This is a genomic window from Clostridium sp. FS41 (assembly GCF_000954015.1).
Lineage (GTDB): Bacteria > Bacillota > Clostridia > Lachnospirales > Lachnospiraceae > Enterocloster > Enterocloster citroniae.
Genome location: NZ_JYHN01000069.1, coordinates 79,781 through 99,632, shown reverse-complemented (window position 1 = coordinate 99,632; position 19,852 = coordinate 79,781). Strand labels below are relative to the sequence as shown.

The 19,852-nt window shown below is 50.3% G+C and carries 15 protein-coding genes; 11 read left to right on the top strand and 4 right to left on the bottom strand.

The genetic code is table 11. The annotated features are described in order from the left end of the window. Window positions 1–223 precede the first annotated feature (223 nt). Window positions 224–1,078, top strand: a complete 855-nt coding sequence (locus CLFS41_RS22035; protein ID WP_007866402.1) for a MurR/RpiR family transcriptional regulator — start codon at window positions 224–226, stop codon at window positions 1,076–1,078. On the opposite strand, the gene CLFS41_RS22030 is transcribed toward CLFS41_RS22035, so the two are convergent. Then, the gene (locus CLFS41_RS22030) at window positions 1,059–1,985 is read right to left on the bottom strand and encodes a LysR family transcriptional regulator (protein WP_045093496.1); all 927 of its coding nucleotides are present in this window, start codon (window positions 1,983–1,985) and stop codon (window positions 1,059–1,061) included. The genes CLFS41_RS22035 and CLFS41_RS22030 overlap by 20 nt on opposite strands. A 344-nt stretch (window positions 1,986–2,329) precedes the next feature. On the opposite strand from CLFS41_RS22030, the gene ilvD reads away from it, so the two are divergent. Further along, window positions 2,330–4,009, top strand: a complete 1,680-nt coding sequence (ilvD, locus tag CLFS41_RS22025; RefSeq protein WP_045093675.1) for a dihydroxy-acid dehydratase — start codon at window positions 2,330–2,332, stop codon at window positions 4,007–4,009. Between the two features lie 183 nt (window positions 4,010–4,192). Here ilvD and CLFS41_RS22020 read toward each other — a convergent pair whose 3' ends face one another. Continuing rightward, the gene (locus tag CLFS41_RS22020; protein ID WP_007866387.1) at window positions 4,193–4,918 is read right to left on the bottom strand and encodes a DUF975 family protein; all 726 of its coding nucleotides are present in this window, start codon (window positions 4,916–4,918) and stop codon (window positions 4,193–4,195) included. A gap of 231 nt (window positions 4,919–5,149) precedes the next feature. Between CLFS41_RS22020 and CLFS41_RS22015 the strand changes: the two genes are divergently transcribed. The 7 genes from CLFS41_RS22015 (at window position 5,150) to CLFS41_RS21985 (ending at window position 13,945) form a co-directional block, all read left to right on the top strand. Continuing rightward, complete coding sequence (locus tag CLFS41_RS22015; protein ID WP_045093495.1) at window positions 5,150–6,868, top strand: DUF5722 domain-containing protein; 1,719 nt, start codon at window positions 5,150–5,152, stop codon at window positions 6,866–6,868. Window positions 6,869–7,014: 146 nt separating this feature from the next. Next, on the top strand, window positions 7,015–8,229 hold the full coding sequence (locus CLFS41_RS22010) for an aspartate kinase (RefSeq protein ID WP_040417036.1): 1,215 nt from the start codon (window positions 7,015–7,017) through the stop codon (window positions 8,227–8,229). Window positions 8,230–8,499: 270 nt separating this feature from the next. Continuing rightward, on the top strand, window positions 8,500–9,951 hold the full coding sequence (locus tag CLFS41_RS22005; protein ID WP_045093494.1) for a carboxyl transferase domain-containing protein: 1,452 nt from the start codon (window positions 8,500–8,502) through the stop codon (window positions 9,949–9,951). A 17-nt stretch (window positions 9,952–9,968) separates the two neighbouring features. Next, window positions 9,969–10,772: an OadG family transporter subunit gene (locus tag CLFS41_RS22000; RefSeq protein ID WP_007866377.1), complete on the top strand. Its 804-nt coding sequence runs from the start codon at window positions 9,969–9,971 to the stop codon at window positions 10,770–10,772. Between the two features lie 47 nt (window positions 10,773–10,819). Beyond that, window positions 10,820–11,203, top strand: coding sequence for a biotin/lipoyl-containing protein (locus CLFS41_RS21995; RefSeq protein WP_045093493.1), 384 nt, complete (start codon window positions 10,820–10,822; stop codon window positions 11,201–11,203). 50 nt (window positions 11,204–11,253) lie between these two features. Then, entirely contained in the window at window positions 11,254–12,399 is a 1,146-nt protein-coding gene (locus CLFS41_RS21990; protein ID WP_045093492.1) for a sodium ion-translocating decarboxylase subunit beta, read from the top strand. 133 nt (window positions 12,400–12,532) lie between these two features. Further along, window positions 12,533–13,945, top strand: a complete 1,413-nt coding sequence (locus CLFS41_RS21985) for an oxaloacetate decarboxylase subunit alpha (protein WP_045093491.1) — start codon at window positions 12,533–12,535, stop codon at window positions 13,943–13,945. A 221-nt stretch (window positions 13,946–14,166) separates the two neighbouring features. Here the strand turns inward: CLFS41_RS21985 and CLFS41_RS21980 are convergent, their stop codons facing one another. Together CLFS41_RS21980 and CLFS41_RS21975 are read right to left on the bottom strand one after the other, a co-directional pair. Beyond that, a complete protein-coding gene (locus CLFS41_RS21980) occupies window positions 14,167–15,459 on the bottom strand; it encodes a S8 family peptidase (RefSeq protein WP_045093490.1) in 1,293 nt (430 codons plus the stop codon). 154 nt (window positions 15,460–15,613) lie between these two features. After that, entirely contained in the window at window positions 15,614–17,893 is a 2,280-nt protein-coding gene (locus CLFS41_RS21975) for a glycogen/starch/alpha-glucan phosphorylase (protein WP_045093489.1), read from the bottom strand. Between the two features lie 172 nt (window positions 17,894–18,065). Between CLFS41_RS21975 and CLFS41_RS21970 the strand changes: the two genes are divergently transcribed. Next, window positions 18,066–18,950: an AraC family transcriptional regulator gene (locus CLFS41_RS21970; protein WP_045093488.1), complete on the top strand. Its 885-nt coding sequence runs from the start codon at window positions 18,066–18,068 to the stop codon at window positions 18,948–18,950. A 94-nt stretch (window positions 18,951–19,044) separates the two neighbouring features. Further along, window positions 19,045–19,812 (top strand): EFR1 family ferrodoxin, encoded by a 768-nt coding sequence (locus tag CLFS41_RS21965; protein ID WP_045093487.1) that lies wholly within the window; start codon window positions 19,045–19,047, stop codon window positions 19,810–19,812. Window positions 19,813–19,852: the final 40 nt, after the last annotated feature.

Sequence of the window (19,852 nt, the reverse complement as noted above, 5' to 3'; positions counted from 1 at the left end):
ATTTTTTTTTATAATATAGATAAATTGTAACTGTTCAGTACGGCTCATCTTCTTGACCGGAAAAGCCGGTCAAGAAGCATCGGATGTCCATCCAATGTGAAAATGGGTGCAAAAACGGACTTATGAGCAAGCTTAACGCCCGCTTTTGTACCCATTTTCACGCCGTTCTGAACTGTTAATAAATTTATTTTTCAGGCTTCGGGCAGCCAAAGGAGGAAGGCAAATGACAGCGGATTTTTTAGTGAGGATCAGAGGAGAGTACAACCAGTTTACAAAAGCGGAAAAAAAGGTGGCGGACTATATCCTCAACTATCCTAAAAAAGTTCTGTTCATGTCCATCACGGAACTGGCCGAGGTCTGCAACGTGGGTGATACCAGTGTGTTCCGGTTTTGCAAGACCATGAACTGCAAAGGGTATCAGGAATTTAAAATGCTTCTGTCCCTGAGCCTTAATGAGGGCAGGCAGGGCATGGGACAGATGGAAGGGGATATCGACCTGGATGACACCTTTGACGAGGTGGTCCAGAAGGTGCTGGCTTCCAATATAAACGCACTTAAGGAGACCCAATCCCTTCTTAAGAGAGACCATTTTGAACAGGTTATCCAGTGTTTCCACAACGCCACGCGCATCTGTTTTTACGGCGTGGGCACCAGCATGACCACGGCCATGAAGGCGGCCGACAAATTCCTTAAAATAGAGTCCAAGGTGTACTGCGCATCAGACTCCCATATCCAGGCCATGATGGCCTCCACCATGACCAAGGGTGAGGTGGCTGTGGTGTTCTCCTATTCGGGAGCCACCAAGGATACCATCCATGTGGCACAGCTGGCCAAACAGGCAGGGGCGGAAATTGTATGTATCACCCGTTTCGTCAAGTCCCCTCTGACTGCTTACGGCGACATGGTACTGCTGTGCGGCGCCAATGAAAGTCCGCTGCAGGCTGGTTCTTCATCGGCGGAGATCAGCCAGCTGTTCCTCATTGACCTTTTGTACACCGAGTATTACAGAAGATACTATGATACCTGCAGTGTGAACAATGAAAAGACATCGGCCTCAGTTATGGAGAAACTCTGCTAGGATCCTGCCAATACTGTGATGCCAGCTGGACCAGGTACATGGCAGGACTGCTCAGGTAACTGTTTTTGCGGTAGCTGGCCACAATCTTCCATGAAGGGTGGTCCGGCAGGCAAAAATAGGATACATCCTCCCGCAGAGCCAGTGTATCTGACTCAGGCACCAGGCCGCAGCACATCCTCGCTCCCACCATATGGAGAATGGTCCGGGCCCTGGCTGTCTCAAACAGTACATTGGGAACAAAGCCTGCCTGCCGGAAGATGGTGTCAACCCATTGGCGGATGGTGGATTCCCTGTACATCAGGGCAAAGGGTTCGTACTTAAGGCCTTCCAGATCCAGTTCCGGATAAGGACCCTTGCCGCCGGGCTTTGCCTGGCTGCACAGGGGATGGACGGACGGGACGGCCAGCACCAGCTCCTCGGCGCTGATAGGCAGATACTCATCATCTGTGCGCTGATTATCCTGCAGGGTCATGAACCCTATGTCCAGGCTGCCCTGGATGATCATCTGCTGCTGCCTTCGGACGCTTACCTCCGATACATTGATCACAATACCTGGATACTCTTTATGAAAAACAGGATAGATACTGGTGAACATGTGGGCGCCTCTTTCCGGCGGGAAACCGATGGAGAGAGAGCCTTTTTTTGCGTCAGTGATATCCTGGAGGCGATGATAGGTCTCACGCTTTAGACGCAGCATTTCCCTGGCAGCGCTGAGGTAGACCTCCCCGGCTTCCGTGGGAGACCATCCGGTGCGCGAACGGAAAAAGAGGGGCGTGCCGATCTCGCGTTCCAGATGGAGCAGCTGCTGGTTCAGGGCAGAGGGGGTGAGAAACAGTTTTTTTGCCGCCCTTGTCACATTGCGCTCCTCCGCGATTTTTACAATATACTCTATCTCCTTTAGATTCATGAAAACCTCCTTGTGCTCCACTACCTTAATTATAAATGGAAATGTGGGGAAATACAACAGGGCAGGAAAGATACTGTTAAAAAAATTAACAGTAAGTGTAAAACTATTAATTTTACTTATCAAAGGTAACGAATTATAATATACACGTAACAGTTAAGGACGGCGGGAAAATGGGTGAAATAGAGGGAACATCCGATGCTTCTTGACCGGCTTTTCCGGTCAAGAAAATGAACCGTCCTGAACCGTTACCTATACAGTAAGCAACTGCATATAAGGAGGGTGTTATGGAGTACGATATGGAGTACAAAGAGGACTACAAAAAGAACTACAAAGATGCGTTTGAGATGAAAGACAGGAAATACCGCAGCAGCACTCTGACCAATGGCCTTGGGCGGTCGGGGCAGAGGGCGCTTTTGTATGCCGCGGGTATGGATGAGGAGGATATGAAAAAGCCTTTTGTGGCGGTCATCGGTTCCTTCAGCGAAATGGTGCCCGGGCATGTGCATCTGCGTGAACTGGCAGAGTATGTGAAACAGGGGATCATAGAGGCGGGAGGCGTACCAAGGCAGTCGGAGACGATCGCTATCTGCGATGGCCTGTGCCAGGGGCATAAGGGGATGTGTTATCCGCTGGCCAGCAGGGACCTGATCGCCGATTCCGTGGAAATGGTGGTGGAGGCCCATCATTTTGACGCAATGGTGCTGCTGCCGGGATGTGACAAGATCATACCGGGCATGCTGATGGCGGCCGCCAGGCTGGATATCCCGGCCGTCATTGTGCCGGGCGGCCCCATGCTTCCCGGAAATGTGGGGGGCAATCCGCTGTTTTGTTCCTCTGAACTCAGGGAATATCCCGGACGTGTGGAAATGGGGACTGTGACTGTGGAGGAGATGAAGGAGGCTGAGAAAGCAGCCCTTCCAACGGTTGGAAGCTGTGCCCACCTGGGAACCGCCAATTCCATGTGTATGCTCACGGAGGTGCTGGGCATGGCCCTGCCCGGAGCAGGGACAGCACCAGCGGTATCCAACAAGAGAAAGCGGATTGCCAAGGCATCAGGCAGATGTGTGATGGAACTTCTGAGAAAGGGGATCACACCCAGGAAGATCCTCACCCGGGAGTCCATGCTGAACGGTGTTGCCGGAGCCATGGCCACTGGTTCCTCCACCAACCTGGTCCTGCACCTGATGGCAATTGCCCATGAGGCAGGAGTAAAGCTGGACCTGGAGGATTTTGACCGGATCAGCCGGCAGGTTCCCTTTGTGTGTAACCTGCAGCCCTCCGGAAAATACCCCATTGTATCACTGGATGCAAGCGGCGGGATCTCAGCCGTGTTAAAAACCATAGAGAGCAGGATCCACGGGGATGTACTTACGGTAACAGGCAGCACCTTAAGGGAACTGCTTCAACAGGTCAAAGCCGCTCCTGATGATGTGTTAAAGAGCATGGAATCCCCCCAGAAGCCTGAGGGCGGCATCGCGGTGCTCCGCGGAAATCTGGCGCCAAGGGGCGCCGTGGTCAAGCAGTCGGGGGTTAAATCGTCCATGTATCATTTTAAGGGGAAAGCCCGTGTATTCAACTCCATGGAGGAGGCGGACGAAGCCATCAGCAACAATACGGTTGAAAAGGGAACCGTGATTGTGATCCGATATGAAGGACCCAAGGGAGGGCCGGGAATGAGGGAAATGCTCTCCACCACGGCTCTGATTATGGGACGGGGAATGGATGAGGATTGCGCCCTGGTAACGGACGGCCGCTTTTCCGGGGCCACCCACGGTCCCTGCGTGGGCCATGTGTCCCCGGAAGCCGCCTTGGGAGGTCCCATCGGACTGGTGGAAGATGGGGACGTGATCGAAATCGATATTGCAGGCCGCGGCCTTCACCTTGAAGTGTCCCAGGAGGAACTGGAGAAAAGAAAAATGGCCTTTGTTCCTGTGAGAAAGCCCAGAAAACCTGCGTTGGCCAAATACGCTGCCCTGGTCAGTTCGGCGGATACAGGAGCTGTGATCGATGTGACCGGACTGTGATGGATGTAACTGCACTGTGACGGGAACCATCCCGGGATAGACCGATCCGCCGCTGTCCCAAAACTAAAAAACAGGATTTACAGGGATTTGCCTCCCTGAAATCCTGCTTTTTCCGTCTTATGGACCGTACCGGCAATTTCCGTATTCTGGACCGTACCGGTAAGCCATGTCTTCTGGACTGTATCAGTAAGTTCCGTTATATTCCTGTCTGTACCCCATCTGTTTTAATTCCTCATAATATTCCGCATAGGTTGCATTTTCATAAGGAAGCACAAAGATGATACCGATACAGCATGCCAGTATACCTAGAATTTCCCAGCCGATAAAGGACAGCTGCAATACAAAGAACTGGAATTTGTGCCCATCCATCATGTTTCTGCTCTGGTCCAGGGCGCTGCGGTAATCCATATCCGGGTATTCGGCCAGGATATATGGAACCATTGCGTACTGGTATGTCTTGATAATGCCGGGAATGATGAGAAGCAGGGTCCAGCCGAATATGATCAGGTCCTTCATAAACATTGCCTTTACGATCTTAAGATATCTGCCGCCGCCAAATCCGTAAAACAGGCGTTCAAAGCCCGCGTCCGCCTGTCTCTGCCTGCTTTCAATAAAGTAGGAGCACAGTCCCACCCGCACCACGTTGCTCAGAAAGGTCTGTATCAGGACACATACAATAAAAATGATGACAGACATGATGATAACGATGAACATAACAGCGATCAGGGCCGCCAGATCAAAGTCTTCCGTCAGATAACGGGAGCCGGAACGGCCCGGTATACTGAAATTAACGGAGGTATTGCCGCCTCCGCCCAATATGGTTGCCACAAGGCTCACCAAAAGAGCCATCCAATAGTATTTTTTTAAACATGCTTTTGCCCGCGCTTTTAATTCTGCTCTGCTAGCCAAGTTAGTTACCTCCTTATGTGTTGGAAGGATCCAGACATTCAATTCACACTTCCATTATATACCTATCCATATTATCATGCCATAAATTGGATAAAAAATCCACTTAAAAATCGGGAATCCATCATACAAATAATTAAGATACATGTAATAAAAAGTTCACGGAAAAAGTAAACTTCTTTTTGTATGATGTACCTTGTATCCTATTCTGGAGAAAGTTGGGAGGAAATGAAAATGAAGAGAAATATGTTAATGGGAGGTAAGGCGCTGGCTCTGGCAGCGCTCCTGGTCTGCGGGACAGCTGCTTTTGGAACCGGTATGGCCCTGGCGGATACGGCCCAGACTGAAACCACGGCCGGGACAGAGCCGGCAGCTCCCGCAGTGTCAGGACAGATTACTTCCTGTAAGATTACAGGAGATAAACAAAACATAGAGATTGCATTTAACAGCAGCGGAGACGCAGCTGGTACGGACGGCAATGTCTACGTGTTTGAGATGCAGCCTTATGAGGAGGAGCTGGGAGGCAGAAGGGACTTTGCAGCATCGGCGGCAGCCCTGGGCAGCACTTCGGTGACCATACCGTTAAACCTGGGAACGGCTCAGGACCGCCTGTACAGCAAATTCCAGCTGGCCGTATATGACGGGACCCAATTTATATCCGTCAGCAAACCTCACTATATCACCAATCCTGAGATCGTGGCTAAGAATACCGCGGCATTTAAGGATCCCCTTTCCAAAAAAGGACTGAATATTGAGATTGACATGCTGGAGGACGCCTTTGACCTGGGTGTAAAGCATGTGACCACCAATATTGCGTTTTCCCAGATTATGGGAACAGGAATCACATATCAGTATGACGGAAAGACCTATCATTTTAACAAGGCTGTGGTGGATGCCTATGACAAGACCATCAGCGCGCTGTCCAATAAGGGTATGACCGTAACGGTTATTTTGTTAAATGACTGGAACCCCAATACGCCGGACTTGATCTATCCGGGGACCCAGAAAAGCTCCAATGCATTTTATTACATGTTCAATGCTGAGACGGAGAGCGGATTTGAGCAGACAAAGGCCATTGCCTCCTTCCTGGCAGACCATTACAGCGGGTCCAACTCCAGCTACGGCAAGGTGTCTAACTGGATCATCGGCAACGAGATCAACAACCAGCAGTGGAACTACATGGGTGCCACGGATCTGACCAGCTATGTAAAGGCATATCAGAAGGCGTTCCGGGTTATCTATACTGCGATCAAGAGCACCAATGCCAATGACAGGGTATATTTTTCCCTGGATTACAACTGGATGAACGAGATCGATGGAAAGCTGAAGTACGGCGGCAAGCAGATTGTGGACAGTTTTAACTCCATTGCAAACACCGAGGGACAGATGGACTGGGGTCTTGCATACCATCCTTATCCCTGTCCCATGACAGAACCGGAATTTTGGGATGATCCCCAGACCACGGGCCTGTTCACCAATGATTTTAATTCACCGGTGATCAACTTTGCCAATCTGAACGTGCTCACGGATTATTTTGTCCAGGAAACACTGCGCACGCCATCCGGTCATGTGCGCCACATTATTCTGACTGAGCAGGGCTTTACCTCCTACAGTCCCACCAGGGGCAACATACCTGAGATCCAGGCAGCCGCCTATGCATACTCCTATTATCTGGTGGACAGCAATCCCTATATTGACGCCTACACAGTAAGCCGCCAGGTGGATGCTCCGTCCGAGGCAAAGGACGGGCTGAAGTTCGGACTCTGGGAGTGTGATATGAACCAGCCCAATCTGATCGTGGCAACCAAACGCAAGAAGATCTGGCAGGTATTCCGGGATATTGATAAGAAGAACTCCACCCTGGAAGCCACGGAGTTTGCAAAATCCATTATCGGCATCAGCAAGTGGTCCGATGTGATTCCCAACTTTAAGTGGAGAAACCTGGAGAATTGAGTGGTTGACAAATAAAGGTCTGCGTGTAAAATATTTAGTAGAACGCTGGTGCCGCCAGGCGGCACAGGAGCGGTGGCCCTGGGGGGACACCGCTTTTTTGCAAGGAGTACCGGGTGACAGAGGCCGGTACCTGGAAAGGAATAACTATGGGTTTAATTGTACAGAAATTCGGAGGCACTTCTGTGGCTGACGCAGAAAGGCTCCGCAATGTGGCGAGGATCATCACTGACACTTACAAGGCCGGGAACCAGGTGGTCGCAGTGCTCTCCGCACAGGGGGATACCACCGATGACCTGATTGAAAAAGCAAAGGAGATCAATCCCAATGCATCCAACCGGGAGATGGACATGCTGCTGTCCACAGGGGAGCAGATATCCGTATCCCTGTGCGCCATGGCCATTGAGGCCCTGGGCTGCCCGGTCATTTCCCTTACCGGATGGCAGGCCGGAATGATGACCAATACGGTCTCCATGAATGCCCGGATCAAAAAGGTGGACACGGAGCGCATCGAGGCGGAGCTGAACCAGCGCAGGATCGTTATCGTGACCGGGTTTCAGGGCGTGAACAGGAACGAGGACATTACCACCCTGGGGCGGGGCGGATCCGACACCTCCGCGGTGGCCCTGGCAGCATCCCTGGACGCTGACCTGTGCCAGATCTATACGGATGTGGACGGCGTGTACACCGCTGATCCCAGGACGGTAAAGGGCGCAAGGAAGCTGGAGGAAGTTACCTACAACGAGATGCTGGAGCTGGCTACCCTGGGAGCACAGGTATTACATAACAGATCCGTGGAAATGGCAAAGAAATACAATATAAAGCTGGAGGTCCTGTCAAGCTTCACAGGCCATCCGGGTACAAAAATCAAGGGGGTAGCAAAACGCATGGAAAAATCATATATCAGCAGCGTTGCCAAGGACAAGGATATTTCAAGGATTGCACTGATCGGGGTGCCCAATGAGATCGGAACCTCCTTTAAGGTATTTTCGCTGCTGGCACAGCACCATATCAATGTGGATATCATCCTTCAGGGCATCGGCCATGAGGAGGGAAAGGATATTTGCTTTACCGTGGCCGGGCCGGACCTGGAGCGGGCGGCAGCCCTTCTTAAGGAGCACAGAGAGGAGATCCGCTACGGCCGTCTGGAGACCAACTCAGAGATCGCCAAGGTTTCCGTGGTGGGAGCGGGTATGATCAACAATCCCGGTGTTGCAGCCAAATTATTTGAAGCGCTCTATGACGCCAACATCAATATCAATATGATCTCCACCAGTGAGATCAAGATATCCGTTCTGGTGGACAAAAAGGATGCGGAGAAAGCAGTGCAGGTCATTCACGACAAGTTTTTTTCAATGACATAAATACCCCTGTTTGCAGGCGGTGATCACTATGTAACAAAAATGGAGTTGCAGCCTTTCCTTTTCTTTTGGAAATGCTACAACTCCTTTCTGTTACCCTGATCCGGGATTTCGTTAATATTTTCACTTTTTTATGCCGAAAGAACTTGATATTTGACAAATTTATTATTATAATTGTATGTGGCAATATTTCTGCTTTTTTTGACGTCAGGGCTAAATTCAGGTTCTGATGTTTAGGTATTGTTAAACTTATGAATGATGGAGGACTGGAAAATGAGTAATTCAGCACAAACTTCAGCAAGCAGCCGCATTGCAGCCCTGCTTGATGAGAACAGTTTTGTTGAAGTCGGCGCGTACATCACTGCCAGAAGTACGGACTTTAACATGACTGAGCAGGAGACCCCGGCTGATGGTGTGGTTACCGGTTATGGTACCATCGGTGGATGCCTGGTGTATGTATACAGCCAGGATGCGTCTGTATTAGGCGGATCCATGGGTGAAATGCATGCAAAGAAAATCTGCAACATCTATTCCATGGCAATGAAGATGGGAGCACCTGTCATTGGCCTGGTAGACTGCGCAGGGCTTCGTCTCCAGGAGGCAACTGATGCACTGGACGGCTTTGGAAAGCTGTATTTAAGCCAGACAATGGCTTCCGGCGTGATTCCACAGATAACAGCGATCTTTGGAACCTGCGGCGGGGGTATGGCGGTATCAGCAGGCATCACAGACTTCACTTTCATGGAAGAGAAGTCCGGAAAGCTGTTTGTTAATGCACCGAACGCAATTGACGGCAATTACATTGAAAAATGTGACACCTCCTCGGCTGACTTCCAGGCTAAAGAGTCTGGACTGGTTGATTTTGCAGGTGATGAGGCATCTATCATGGCTCAGATCCGCAGCCTGGTATCTATTTTACCGTCCAACAATGAGGATGATATGTCTTACGGCGAGTGTCAGGATGACTTAAACCGCATGTGCGGGAATCTGGAAGCTTGTACCGGGGATACAGGTCTGGCCCTGACCATGATTTCTGATAATAATTTTTTCATGGAAGTGAAGAAAGCATATGAACCTTCCATGGTTACCGGCTTCATCCGGCTGAATGGGACAACCGTTGGCTGTGTCGCCAACCGTACCGAAGTTTATGACAACGGAGAGAAGAAGGAAGAGTTTGAGGCTGTATTGTCCGGCAAGGGCTGTGACAAGGCAACTGATTTTATTAATTTCTGCGATGCGTTCAATATCCCTGTGCTCACCCTGGTGAACGTAAAGGGCTACAAGGCAAAGATCTGCAGCGAGAGAAGAATGGCAAAGGCAGCGGCACGCCTTACCTATGCATACGCCAATGCAAGCGTGCCCAAGGTAACTGTTGTTGTTAAGGATGCATTTGGCAGCGCATACCTGTCCATGGGCAGCAAGTCCATTGGGGCGGATGTGGTTTACGCATGGCCGGGCGCAGTCATTGGAATGATGAATCCTTCCGAGGCTGTTAAGATCATGTATGCAAAGGAGATCGCTGCATCAGATCAGGCAGCAGCCCTGATCGCAGAGAAGACAGCAGAGTACACATCCCTGCAGTCCAGCGCTGTTTCCGCAGCTAAGAGAGGATATGTAGATGATATTATCAAGGCAGAGGAGACCCGTCAGCGGGTGATCGCAGCCTTTGAAATGCTGTTCACAAAGAGAGAGGACCGTCCGTCTAAGAAGCATGGCACGGTTTAAAGAGAGGTGACAGGTATATGAGACGATTAATGAAACGAGTGGCAGCAGCGGTTCTCATGGCTGCCTGCCTGGTGAGCCTGTCAGCCTGTACTGCAAAACAGGAAGATGCTGCGGCAAAGGTTCCCGAGATCAGTACGGAGGGAACTCTTGTAGATGACGCCATGGCCCAGTCCCTGAAGCTTTCAGCGGCCCAGACCCTGGGAACATCCATGGAGCAGATGATCATCCAGAAGGCATTGACCGAGGCCCAGGGGGATCAGGAAAGCGCAAACCTGTACAATACCCAGATCGAGATCAGACATGAGCTGGGAGATGTTAAGGGAATTGACCTGGACAGCGCAAGCGTAGTGCTTTTGGCAGACGGCAGTTATACGGTGATGATTCCTGTTACCTTTACAGAGGGTTCCATGCAGTACGTGCTGAACCTGAATATGGCCACACAGGAACTTAAGACAGAGTTCACCGACCTGGGGAACGATGATGACGCCAAGGATGTAGGCAGTTTGATGGAATCGGCAACGGTTTATTCCGCGATCGGTATCGGAACCGTGTTCGCGGTACTTATCTTCATCAGCCTTTTGATCGCCTGCTTTAAGTTCATCCATCAGTGGGAGACAGGAAAGAATACAAAGAAAGACACTCCGGCACCAGTACCGGCGGTACCGGTTAATACAGCGGCACCGGCAGTAAGTGCGGATCTGTCTGATGACGCAGAACTTGTGGCAGTTATAACAGCGGCCATTGCCGCTTATGAGGGAACTTCTTCTAACGGACTGGTGGTTCGTTCCATCCGCCGGGTACAGGGTTCCAGGCGGAGATAAGGAACAGGGATTCCGTAATTATTCTTAATTTCAGGAGGAATTATATAATGAAGACATATACAATTACAGTAAATGGAAAAGCATATGCAGTAACCGTTGAAGAGGGCGCAGCAGCCGGTGCTGCACCAGTGGCCGCAGCACCGGTGGCAGCTCCTGCACCGGCCGCAGCCCCTGCAGCAGCTCCTGCACCAGCGGCAGCTCCCGCAGGCGCAGCAGGCTCCGTACAGGTGGCAGCTCCCATGCCCGGCAAGGTAGTTGCAGTAAAGAGCGCTGTTGGACAGGCTGTTAAGAAGGGTGATGTTATTCTGGTTCTGGAAGCCATGAAGATGGAAAACGATATTGTGGCTCCTCAGGATGGAACCATTGCCAGCATTAATGTATCCACTGGCGATTCCGTTGAATCCGGCGCGGTTTTGGCTACTCTGAACTAATAGAAAAGATGGACCCATAGCAATATGGGATTCATTATGGAGGGAACATTATGGATTTTGGCAATTTGATAAACAACCTGCTGAACCAGATGGCGTTTTTCCATCTGGGAGTGGGGAATTATGTGATGATCTTAGTAGCCCTGGTGTTCTTATACCTTGCGATCAGAAAAGGATTTGAACCCCTGCTGCTGATTCCGATTGCTTTCGGTATGCTGCTGGTTAATATTTATCCGGAGATCATGTACTCTCCGGAGGAGACCTCCAATGGCACCGGAGGACTTCTGTGGTACTTCTTCCAGCTGGATGAGTGGAGCATCTTGCCTTCCCTTATCTTCCTGGGCGTGGGAGCCATGACAGACTTTGGTCCGCTGATCGCAAACCCCATCAGCTTCTTGATGGGTGCTGCCGCACAGCTGGGTATTTATTCCGCCTATTTCTTTGCCATACTGTTAGGATTCTCAGGCAAGGAATCAGCTGCCATCTCCATCATTGGAGGCGCGGACGGACCTACTTCCCTGTTCCTGTGCAGTAAGCTGGGACAGACCCAGATCATGGGACCCATTGCAGTGGCAGCATATTCCTATATGGCGCTGGTACCCATTATCCAGCCGCCGTTTATGAAGCTGCTTACAACTGAGAAAGAGCGCAAGATTAAGATGGAACAGCTTCGTCCGGTTTCCAGACTGGAGAAGATCTTATTCCCCATCATTGTAACCATTGTGGTGTGTCTGATCCTGCCATCCACAGCTCCTCTTGTAGGTATGCTGATGCTGGGCAACCTGTTCCGTGAGAGCGGCGTTGTGAAGCAGCTGGCTGATACGGCAAGCAATGCGCTGATGTACATTGTTGTTATCCTGCTGGGAACTTCCGTAGGCGCAACCACAAGTGCTGAGGCATTTTTGAATGTTACAACCATTAAGATCGTAGCCCTGGGCCTTACCGCATTTATCTTCGGCACCATCGGCGGCGTGCTCTTAGGAAAGCTTCTGTGCAAGCTGACCGGAGGCAAGATCAACCCGCTGATCGGATCCGCAGGCGTGTCCGCGGTTCCCATGGCAGCACGTGTATCCCAGAAGGTGGGAGCTGAAGCTGATCCTACCAACTTCCTGCTGATGCACGCTATGGGACCCAACGTTGCAGGCGTTATCGGTACAGCAGTTGCAGCCGGTACGTTCATGGCAATATTTGGTGTATAGTGGCAACACATTTTGACAATGACAGCCGCTGCGCGAGGCAGGTGTGAAACCTGTCGGAGCGGCGGTGGTCTGTATCGCACGTAAGCGCCTTAAGGACAGGCGCTAATGCTCATAACGAGGAGGAATTATTACTATGGCAGAGATAGAGAAGAGGCCAGTAAAGATTGTGGAGACCGTCCTTCGTGACGCTCATCAGTCTTTGCTTGCAACCAGAATGTCTACTGAGCAGATGCTGCCCATTATTGATAAGATGGACAAGGTAGGCTACCACGCAGTTGAGTGCTGGGGCGGTGCGACATTTGACTCCTGCCTTCGTTTCCTGAAGGAAGATCCATGGGATAGACTTAGGAAACTGAGGGACGGATTTAAGAACACCAAACTGCAGATGCTGTTCCGTGGACAGAACATCCTGGGATACAATCACTATGCAGATGATGTGGTGGAATATTTTGTACAGAAGTCCATTTCCAATGGTATTGATATCATCCGTATTTTCGACTGTCTGAATGATATCCGTAACCTGGAGACAGCCGTCAGGGCAACCAATAAAGAAAAGGGACATGCACAGATCGCCCTGTGCTACACGCTGGGTGATGCATATACACTGGATTACTGGAAGGACATTGCCAAACGAATTGAGGATATGGGAGCTGACTCCCTGTGTATCAAGGATATGGCAGGTCTGCTGACACCATACGCAGCAGCAGAGTTGGTACAGGCGCTGAAGGAAGGGACAAAGCTTCCTATCGACCTGCACACCCACTACACCTCCGGCGTTGCATCCATGACCTACTTAAAGGCAGTGGAAGCAGGCTGTGAGATCATTGACTGCGCTATGTCGCCTCTGGCACTGGGAACCAGCCAGCCGGCTACCGAGGTAATGGTGGAGACCTTCCGCGGAACTCCATATGACACAGGATATGACCAGGCACTGCTGGCTGAGATCGCAGATCACTTCCAGCCCATACGTGACGAGGCGCTTAAGAGCGGCCTTCTCAATCCAAAGGTATTAGGCGTTAACATCAAGACCCTTCAGTATCAGGTTCCGGGCGGCATGCTTTCCAACCTGGTAAAGCAGCTTAAGGACGCAGGGCAGGAAGACAAGTACCGCGAAGTTCTGGAGGAGATCCCCAGAGTGCGTAAGGACTTTGGCGAGCCGCCTTTGGTTACACCATCATCCCAGATCGTTGGTACACAGGCTGTTATGAACGTGATCATGGGTGAGCGCTACAAGATGGTTCCGAAGGAATCCAAGAAGATCATGTTAGGTGAGTTCGGCCAGACGGTTAAGCCGTTTAACGCCGAGGTTCAGAAGAAGATCATCGGTGACGAGACCCCTATCACCTGCAGACCTGCAGACCTGATCCCGCCGCAGCTGCCTCAGTTTGAGAAAGAATGCGCGCAGTGGAAACAGCAGGATGAGGACGTGCTCAGCTATGCATTGTTCCCGGCTGTTGCAAAGGACTTCTTCGAGTACAGAGCAGCCCAGCAGACAAAGGTGGACAGCTCCGTGGCCGACAAGGAGAGCAAGGCATATCCCGTATAATATAAGCAGATATGGCTTATGGCGTGATTGATTTATAAGTGATAATAAAAAGGCATTGTCCAAACCATGCGGTCGTGGACAATGCCTTTTTTTGGCTGTATGATGCGATGGGAAGGGGGGAGAAAAATAAAACTTGCTAAAATACTAAAACCTGTAACTCATTACCCAACGGCTGCTTGAATCCTTATCCCCGTACTCCGCCCCATCCAAACACCCGCATCTTACTGCGGCCTTCCCCACTGCAATGCCGAGTACACATCCAGCATACCTCCGCTGAGTACCCTGCCGTTTAGGGTATCCAGTTTTTTTGCTGAGGCCAGAAGGACGTTCTTGACCCCGATCAGATCCAGATCCGGTCTGGCGGAATAGATCATAGCAGCGGCTCCTGTTACCATGGGGGCTGCCATGGAGGTGCCGGTCATGAACGCGTAGGAACGGTCCGGGATCGTGCTCAGGATAAAACAGCCCGGAGCGGCAAGGTCCACATTCACAGGTCCGTAATTGGAGCTTCGGTCCAGCTTGCCGTCAAACATAAGGTTGGCCACCGTGATCACATTGTCAAAGGGAAGGCTGGCAGGATATACGGGATTCTGGTCAATGCTGTATCCCTTTTCATTTTCATCCCCATTTCCGGCAGCCACCACAAAGAGCATCTTGGAATTCTGTATGACTGCCATGAATTCCTCGGTATAGTTTTCAGAGCCAAAGCTCAGATTGCATATCTGGGCGCCGTTGGCCTCCGCATAGCGGATGGCGGCTATGACACTTTCCGGGCTTCCCTTGCCGCTTTCACCGCCCAGGGCTTTTAAAGACATGATCTTTACATACTGGCCGTCATTGATCCCCGCAATACCGCCGTTGCCGCGGGACGCAGCAATGGTGCCCGCAGCGTGGGTGCCGTGATTGTCTTCCTTTCCCACATAGAGCTGATTGGTATTGTCAAGGAAATTCCATCCGTTCACGTCATCAATGTAACCATTTCCGTCATTGTCAATGCCATCGCCGGGTATCTCATCCTCGTTGACCCACATGGAATCCTTAAGGTCGGGATGAGTGGTATCGATGCCTGTATCTATGACAGCTACGACAACGGGGCGCTTTGCCTCAAGCTGGTCATAGAATTCCCAGGCCGGCTGGATGTTGATATCGATCCCCTTGACCGCATCAGTGGTCAAGGCTTTAAAGTTGCTGGGACCCAGGGGAGGCAGGGAAATGCTGTCCACCCCGTTTTCGTCCGTGTTTATAATGGGGTCCACGGTTTTAATATCCAGCTTGCGCTCAATTCTCTGCACCTGGCCGTCATTGCGTAATGCCCATTGGTAGGAGGCATAGTCGTCTTTTACAGAGAGGTTGTTAAGGCCGGGACCCACTGCAAAGGTGGAAAATGCCTCCGGTGAATCCACGGCCCCGGAGGTGTGAAACGAGGCCGTGTTAAGAGAAGCCGTACTATAAGGGGTAGCCGCAAGCGCTGTACCCAGGGCAAGCGAAAGGGCCATTGCCGCTAATTGATTCATAATATAATTACTCCTTTTCGATATGGATCTGATTTCAGTCATACTGGAATGAAAGTTCAAACTCACTCAAGTATAACACAGAAGATACCACATGAATTTGAAGATTTTATGAAAATTATGGCAAATTTATTACAATTATCCCCCCGGCGGTCTGCTATTCCTCATCCAGCTTCCATATATCCCTGTTATATTCCAAAATTGTGCGGTCGGAGGAGAAGAATCCGGCCTGACTGATATTTACAAGCATTTTTTTTGCCCACTGGGTGCGGTTTTCATAATCGCTGTATGCCTGTTCCTTGGTTTTGCAGTAGGCATCAAAATCAGGGAAGGTCATAAACCAGTCTTTGTTCAGCAATTCATTGGAAAGGCGGGTCAGATTTTCCTTGCATCCGACAGCGAGCATGGCCGGTCCTGTGATAAAGTCAACCGCTTCCCTGATGGCGGGATTGGATTCATAGTAGTCCCTGGAGCAGTAGCTTCCGTCCTTATACCGGTCAATGACTGTCTGGCTGGAATCGCCGAAAATATAAATATTGTCATCCCCCACCAGCTGATGGATCTCCACATTGGCGCCGTCATCCGTGCCCAGGGTAACGGCTCCGTTGAGCATGAACTTCATATTGCCCGTGCCGCTGGCCTCCTTGGAAGCAAGGGAGATCTGCTCGGAAATGTCGCAGGCCGGGATCAGTTTTTCCGCCAGGGTTACATTGTAATTGCTCACCATCACCACCTGGAGGCAGGGCTTTACATCAGGATCATTGTCAATGATCTGCTGCAGACAGAGGATCATATGGATGATATCCTTTGCAATGACATAGGCAGGAGCTGCCTTGGCCCCGAAAATGGCAGTGATGGGAGTGGTTGGCTTCTTTCCCTGTTTGATCTCCAGATATTTATGGATCAGGTACAGGGCGTTCATCTGCTGGCGCTTATACTCATGAAGGCGTTTGATCTGAATGTCAAAGATGGACTGCGGATTTACATCCAACCCCTGGGTTTCCTTAAGATAAACGGCCAGATCCTCCTTTTTGCTGTCCTTAATGGACAAAAGGCGGTGTAGTGTTTTGATATTGCCTGTAAATGCAGGATCATTCAGGTTCTGAAGCTCCATGGCATCCTTTTTAAAACCTTCCCCGATCAATCCGCTGATAAAAGCGGACAGCTGCGGATTGCAGTGGAGGAGCCATCTGCGGAAGGTGATCCCATTGGTTTTATTATTGAACTTGCCGGGGTATATCTCATAAAAGTTATGGAGTTCATTTTCCTTTAAAATATCGGTGTGAAGGGCTGCCACGCCGTTGACGCTGAAGCCGTAGTGGATATCGATATGGGCCATGTGGACCCGGTCACCTCTGTCAATGATGGCCACTGACTGGTCGTCAAATTTCCTTCTCACCTTGTCGTCCAGGATTTCCATAATGGGGATGAGCTGGGGAACCGTATCCTTAAAGTATTCCATGGGCCATGTTTCCAGGGCTTCTGCCAGGATGGTGTGGTTGGTATAGGCGCAGGTCCTGCTTACCACCTGGATGGCATCGTCCATTTCCATGCCATGCTCTGAGGTGAGAAGACGGATCAGCTCGGGGATGACCATGGTAGGATGGGTGTCATTGATCTGGATCACCGCATAATCGGGCAGATCGTAGAGGGTGGAGCCTTTTTCAAGGGCTTCTGCCAGGATCAGCCGGGCGGCATTGCTGACCATAAAATACTGCTGGCAGATGCGCAGCACCTGTCCGGCCCTGTCGCTGTCATCCGGGTACAGGAACAGGGTCAGGTTCTTCTCAACATTGGTCTTGTCAAAGGAAATGCCCTCGGTTACCAGGGATTCATCCACGGTTTCCACATCAAAGAGATGAAGGGTGTTGGTCCTGTTTCCATAACCCGTAACCTGGATGTCATACATTCTGGAGGTAAGGGTAAACCCCTTGTAAGGAACCTGGTAGGTCACATTAGTTTTGGTAAGCCATGAGGTATTCTCAATCCAGGGATTAGGCTCTTCGTCCTGGAGATTGCTGCAAAACAGCTGTTTAAACAGACCGAAGTGATAGTTTAGCCCAATCCCGTCCCCGTTTAAGCCAAGGGTTGCAATGGAGTCCAGGAAACAGGCTGCCAGACGGCCCAGGCCGCCGTTGCCCAATGAAGGTTCCGGTTCCATGTCCTCCATATGGCTTAAGGACTTTCCGTGCTTTGCCAGGATGTCCTTTACATTGTCGTAAATCCCAAGGTTGATCAAATTGTTGGAAAGAAGCTTTCCAATGAGAAATTCAGCGGAAATATAATAGAGTTTCTTCTTTCCCCTGGCAGCGGCGCGCTCCTTTGCCATGCCCTTTACCAGGAGCAGCAGCCCGGTGTACAATTCTTGGTCCGTGCACAGGGACAGGTCCTTTTTACATAAGGCGGTAAGCATTTCTTCCAATGATTTTTGATTCATGGTATTCCTTCCTTTCAAAACAATCAATCTGTTTATAGAGTGATCTCGAATCCCCAAGGGGACAGTACTTGTACGTTTGTCTGTATTATAGTTTTATAATATAAGAAAATCTTGCAGAATCATGTTAATATATAGTACAATACTATCAAAATTATGGTTTGGGGAGGAAAATATGCTGGATGGTCATGGAACCGGTCATTATTATGATTACCGTGAAGTCAAGGAACATGCGGGAAGGGAATTTCCCTTTAATATTTATCCCTGTTCCATTCCCCTTGATTTTAAGCAGGTACAGGTCCACTGGCATGAGGAACTGGAGATCATTTCCGTAAAAAAAGGCCGGGGAGTGGTGACCGTGGATATGGAGCCCCTGAGGGTACAGGCCGGGGAGGCAGTGGTGATATTCCCGGGACAGCTTCACGGGATCAGCCAGTCCGGCCAGGAGGTGATGGAATATGAGAATATTATATTCCGTTTATCCATGCTCATGACAACACAGGAGGATGTATGCACGGCGGATTTCCTTCAGCCATTGTCCCAGGGGCAGGCATACAGTCCGATTCATATCAGGGAAGGAATGGATATCTATCAGCATGTGATGGACGGTATCCATTATATGGATATTCTCTGCAAAGATAAGGCATATGGCTACCAACTGGGTGTAAAAGGCGTTCTGTTTCTGCTTCTGGGCCTGCTGTCAGAGGACAATATTCCGGCAGGAGGGGAGAGGCTGAGAAAATCAAGGGAGAAAATGAAGCTGATCCTGGAATATATTGAGAACCATTACGGTGAGAAGATTACCGTGGAAGACGGGGCTGCCCTGTGTTTTTACAGTACGTCCCACTTTATGAAATACTTTAAAAAGTATATGGGAATGCCTTTTATCCAGTATCTCAATGACTACAGGCTGGAAAAGGCGGCCGGATTTCTGCGCTCCACGGCCATGTCGATGACGGACGTGGCCCAGCGGTGCGGATTTGACAATATTTCTTATTTTAACAGGCTGTTCAGGATAAAGTACCATCGGACTCCGGGAGAGTACAGGAGAGGGGAATAGGAAAAGGGGAATGTTGTATTAACTGTTTTTGTCCGGTATAATGGTAAATGAACAGGAACAAACTATAAAAATAATACGGCGGGAGGCAATTGGGATGATCTTATATTTTTCAGGAACAGGAAACAGCGAATATGTTGCAAAGAGGATTGGCAGAGAGACCGGCGATGACAGTTTGGACCTGTTGGGCAAGATCCGAAGCCGCGATCATTGGGAGATGCGCTCGGACCGTCCATGGGTCGTGGTGGCACCCACCTATGCCTGGAGAATACCGCGTATTGTGCAGGAATGGCTGGAGAACACGCCTCTTGCCGGAAACAGGGACATTTACTTTGTAATGACCTGCGGAGGAGACATTGGAAATGCAGGCAGATATCTGAAAAAACTGTGCGCTGTAAAAAAAATGGATTACCGGGGGTGCGCTGCAATTGTCATGCCGGAGAACTACATTGCCATGTTTTCCGTCCCCACACAGGAGGAAGCGCAAAGGATCATCCGCCAGGCGGAATGGGTTATAGATGAAGCCGCCCGCCGGATCAAGGGCGGGGAGATATTTTCACAGCCCGGCCTGGGCTTTAAGGATAAGATGAACAGCGGGATTGTGAATGATATCTTCTATCCTCTGTTTGTCCATGCGAAAAAGTTTTATGCGGATGACTCCTGTATTTCCTGTGGAAAATGCGTTAGGGTCTGTCCGCTTAACAATATCCGCCTTGAAAAGGGAAGGCCTTTGTGGGGAAAGAACTGTACCCACTGCATGGCATGTATCTGCCGCTGCCCCAGTGAGGCCATTGAGTACGGAACGCACAGCAGGGGAAAGCGGCGGTATGTCTGTCCGGCGTCAGTTCCCCCTTTAAAGCCTTAAAAGGATTAACTTGTATCCCGCTGTCAATTGTGGTAAAATT

Coding starts and splice junctions, on each gene's coding strand:
- CLFS41_RS22035 (WP_007866402.1), top strand. CDS start 224: ATGACAGCGGATTTTTTAGTGAGGATCAGAGGAGAGTACAACCAGTTT.
- CLFS41_RS22030 (WP_045093496.1), bottom strand. CDS start 1,985: ATGAATCTAAAGGAGATAGAGTATATTGTAAAAATCGCGGAGGAGCGC.
- ilvD (WP_045093675.1), top strand. CDS start 2,330: ATGAAAGACAGGAAATACCGCAGCAGCACTCTGACCAATGGCCTTGGG.
- CLFS41_RS22015 (WP_045093495.1), top strand. CDS start 5,150: ATGAAGAGAAATATGTTAATGGGAGGTAAGGCGCTGGCTCTGGCAGCG.
- CLFS41_RS22010 (WP_040417036.1), top strand. CDS start 7,015: ATGGGTTTAATTGTACAGAAATTCGGAGGCACTTCTGTGGCTGACGCA.
- CLFS41_RS22005 (WP_045093494.1), top strand. CDS start 8,500: ATGAGTAATTCAGCACAAACTTCAGCAAGCAGCCGCATTGCAGCCCTG.
- CLFS41_RS22000 (WP_007866377.1), top strand. CDS start 9,969: ATGAGACGATTAATGAAACGAGTGGCAGCAGCGGTTCTCATGGCTGCC.
- CLFS41_RS21995 (WP_045093493.1), top strand. CDS start 10,820: ATGAAGACATATACAATTACAGTAAATGGAAAAGCATATGCAGTAACC.
- CLFS41_RS21990 (WP_045093492.1), top strand. CDS start 11,254: ATGGATTTTGGCAATTTGATAAACAACCTGCTGAACCAGATGGCGTTT.
- CLFS41_RS21985 (WP_045093491.1), top strand. CDS start 12,533: ATGGCAGAGATAGAGAAGAGGCCAGTAAAGATTGTGGAGACCGTCCTT.
- CLFS41_RS21980 (WP_045093490.1), bottom strand. CDS start 15,459: ATGAATCAATTAGCGGCAATGGCCCTTTCGCTTGCCCTGGGTACAGCG.
- CLFS41_RS21975 (WP_045093489.1), bottom strand. CDS start 17,893: ATGAATCAAAAATCATTGGAAGAAATGCTTACCGCCTTATGTAAAAAG.
- CLFS41_RS21970 (WP_045093488.1), top strand. CDS start 18,066: ATGCTGGATGGTCATGGAACCGGTCATTATTATGATTACCGTGAAGTC.
- CLFS41_RS21965 (WP_045093487.1), top strand. CDS start 19,045: ATGATCTTATATTTTTCAGGAACAGGAAACAGCGAATATGTTGCAAAG.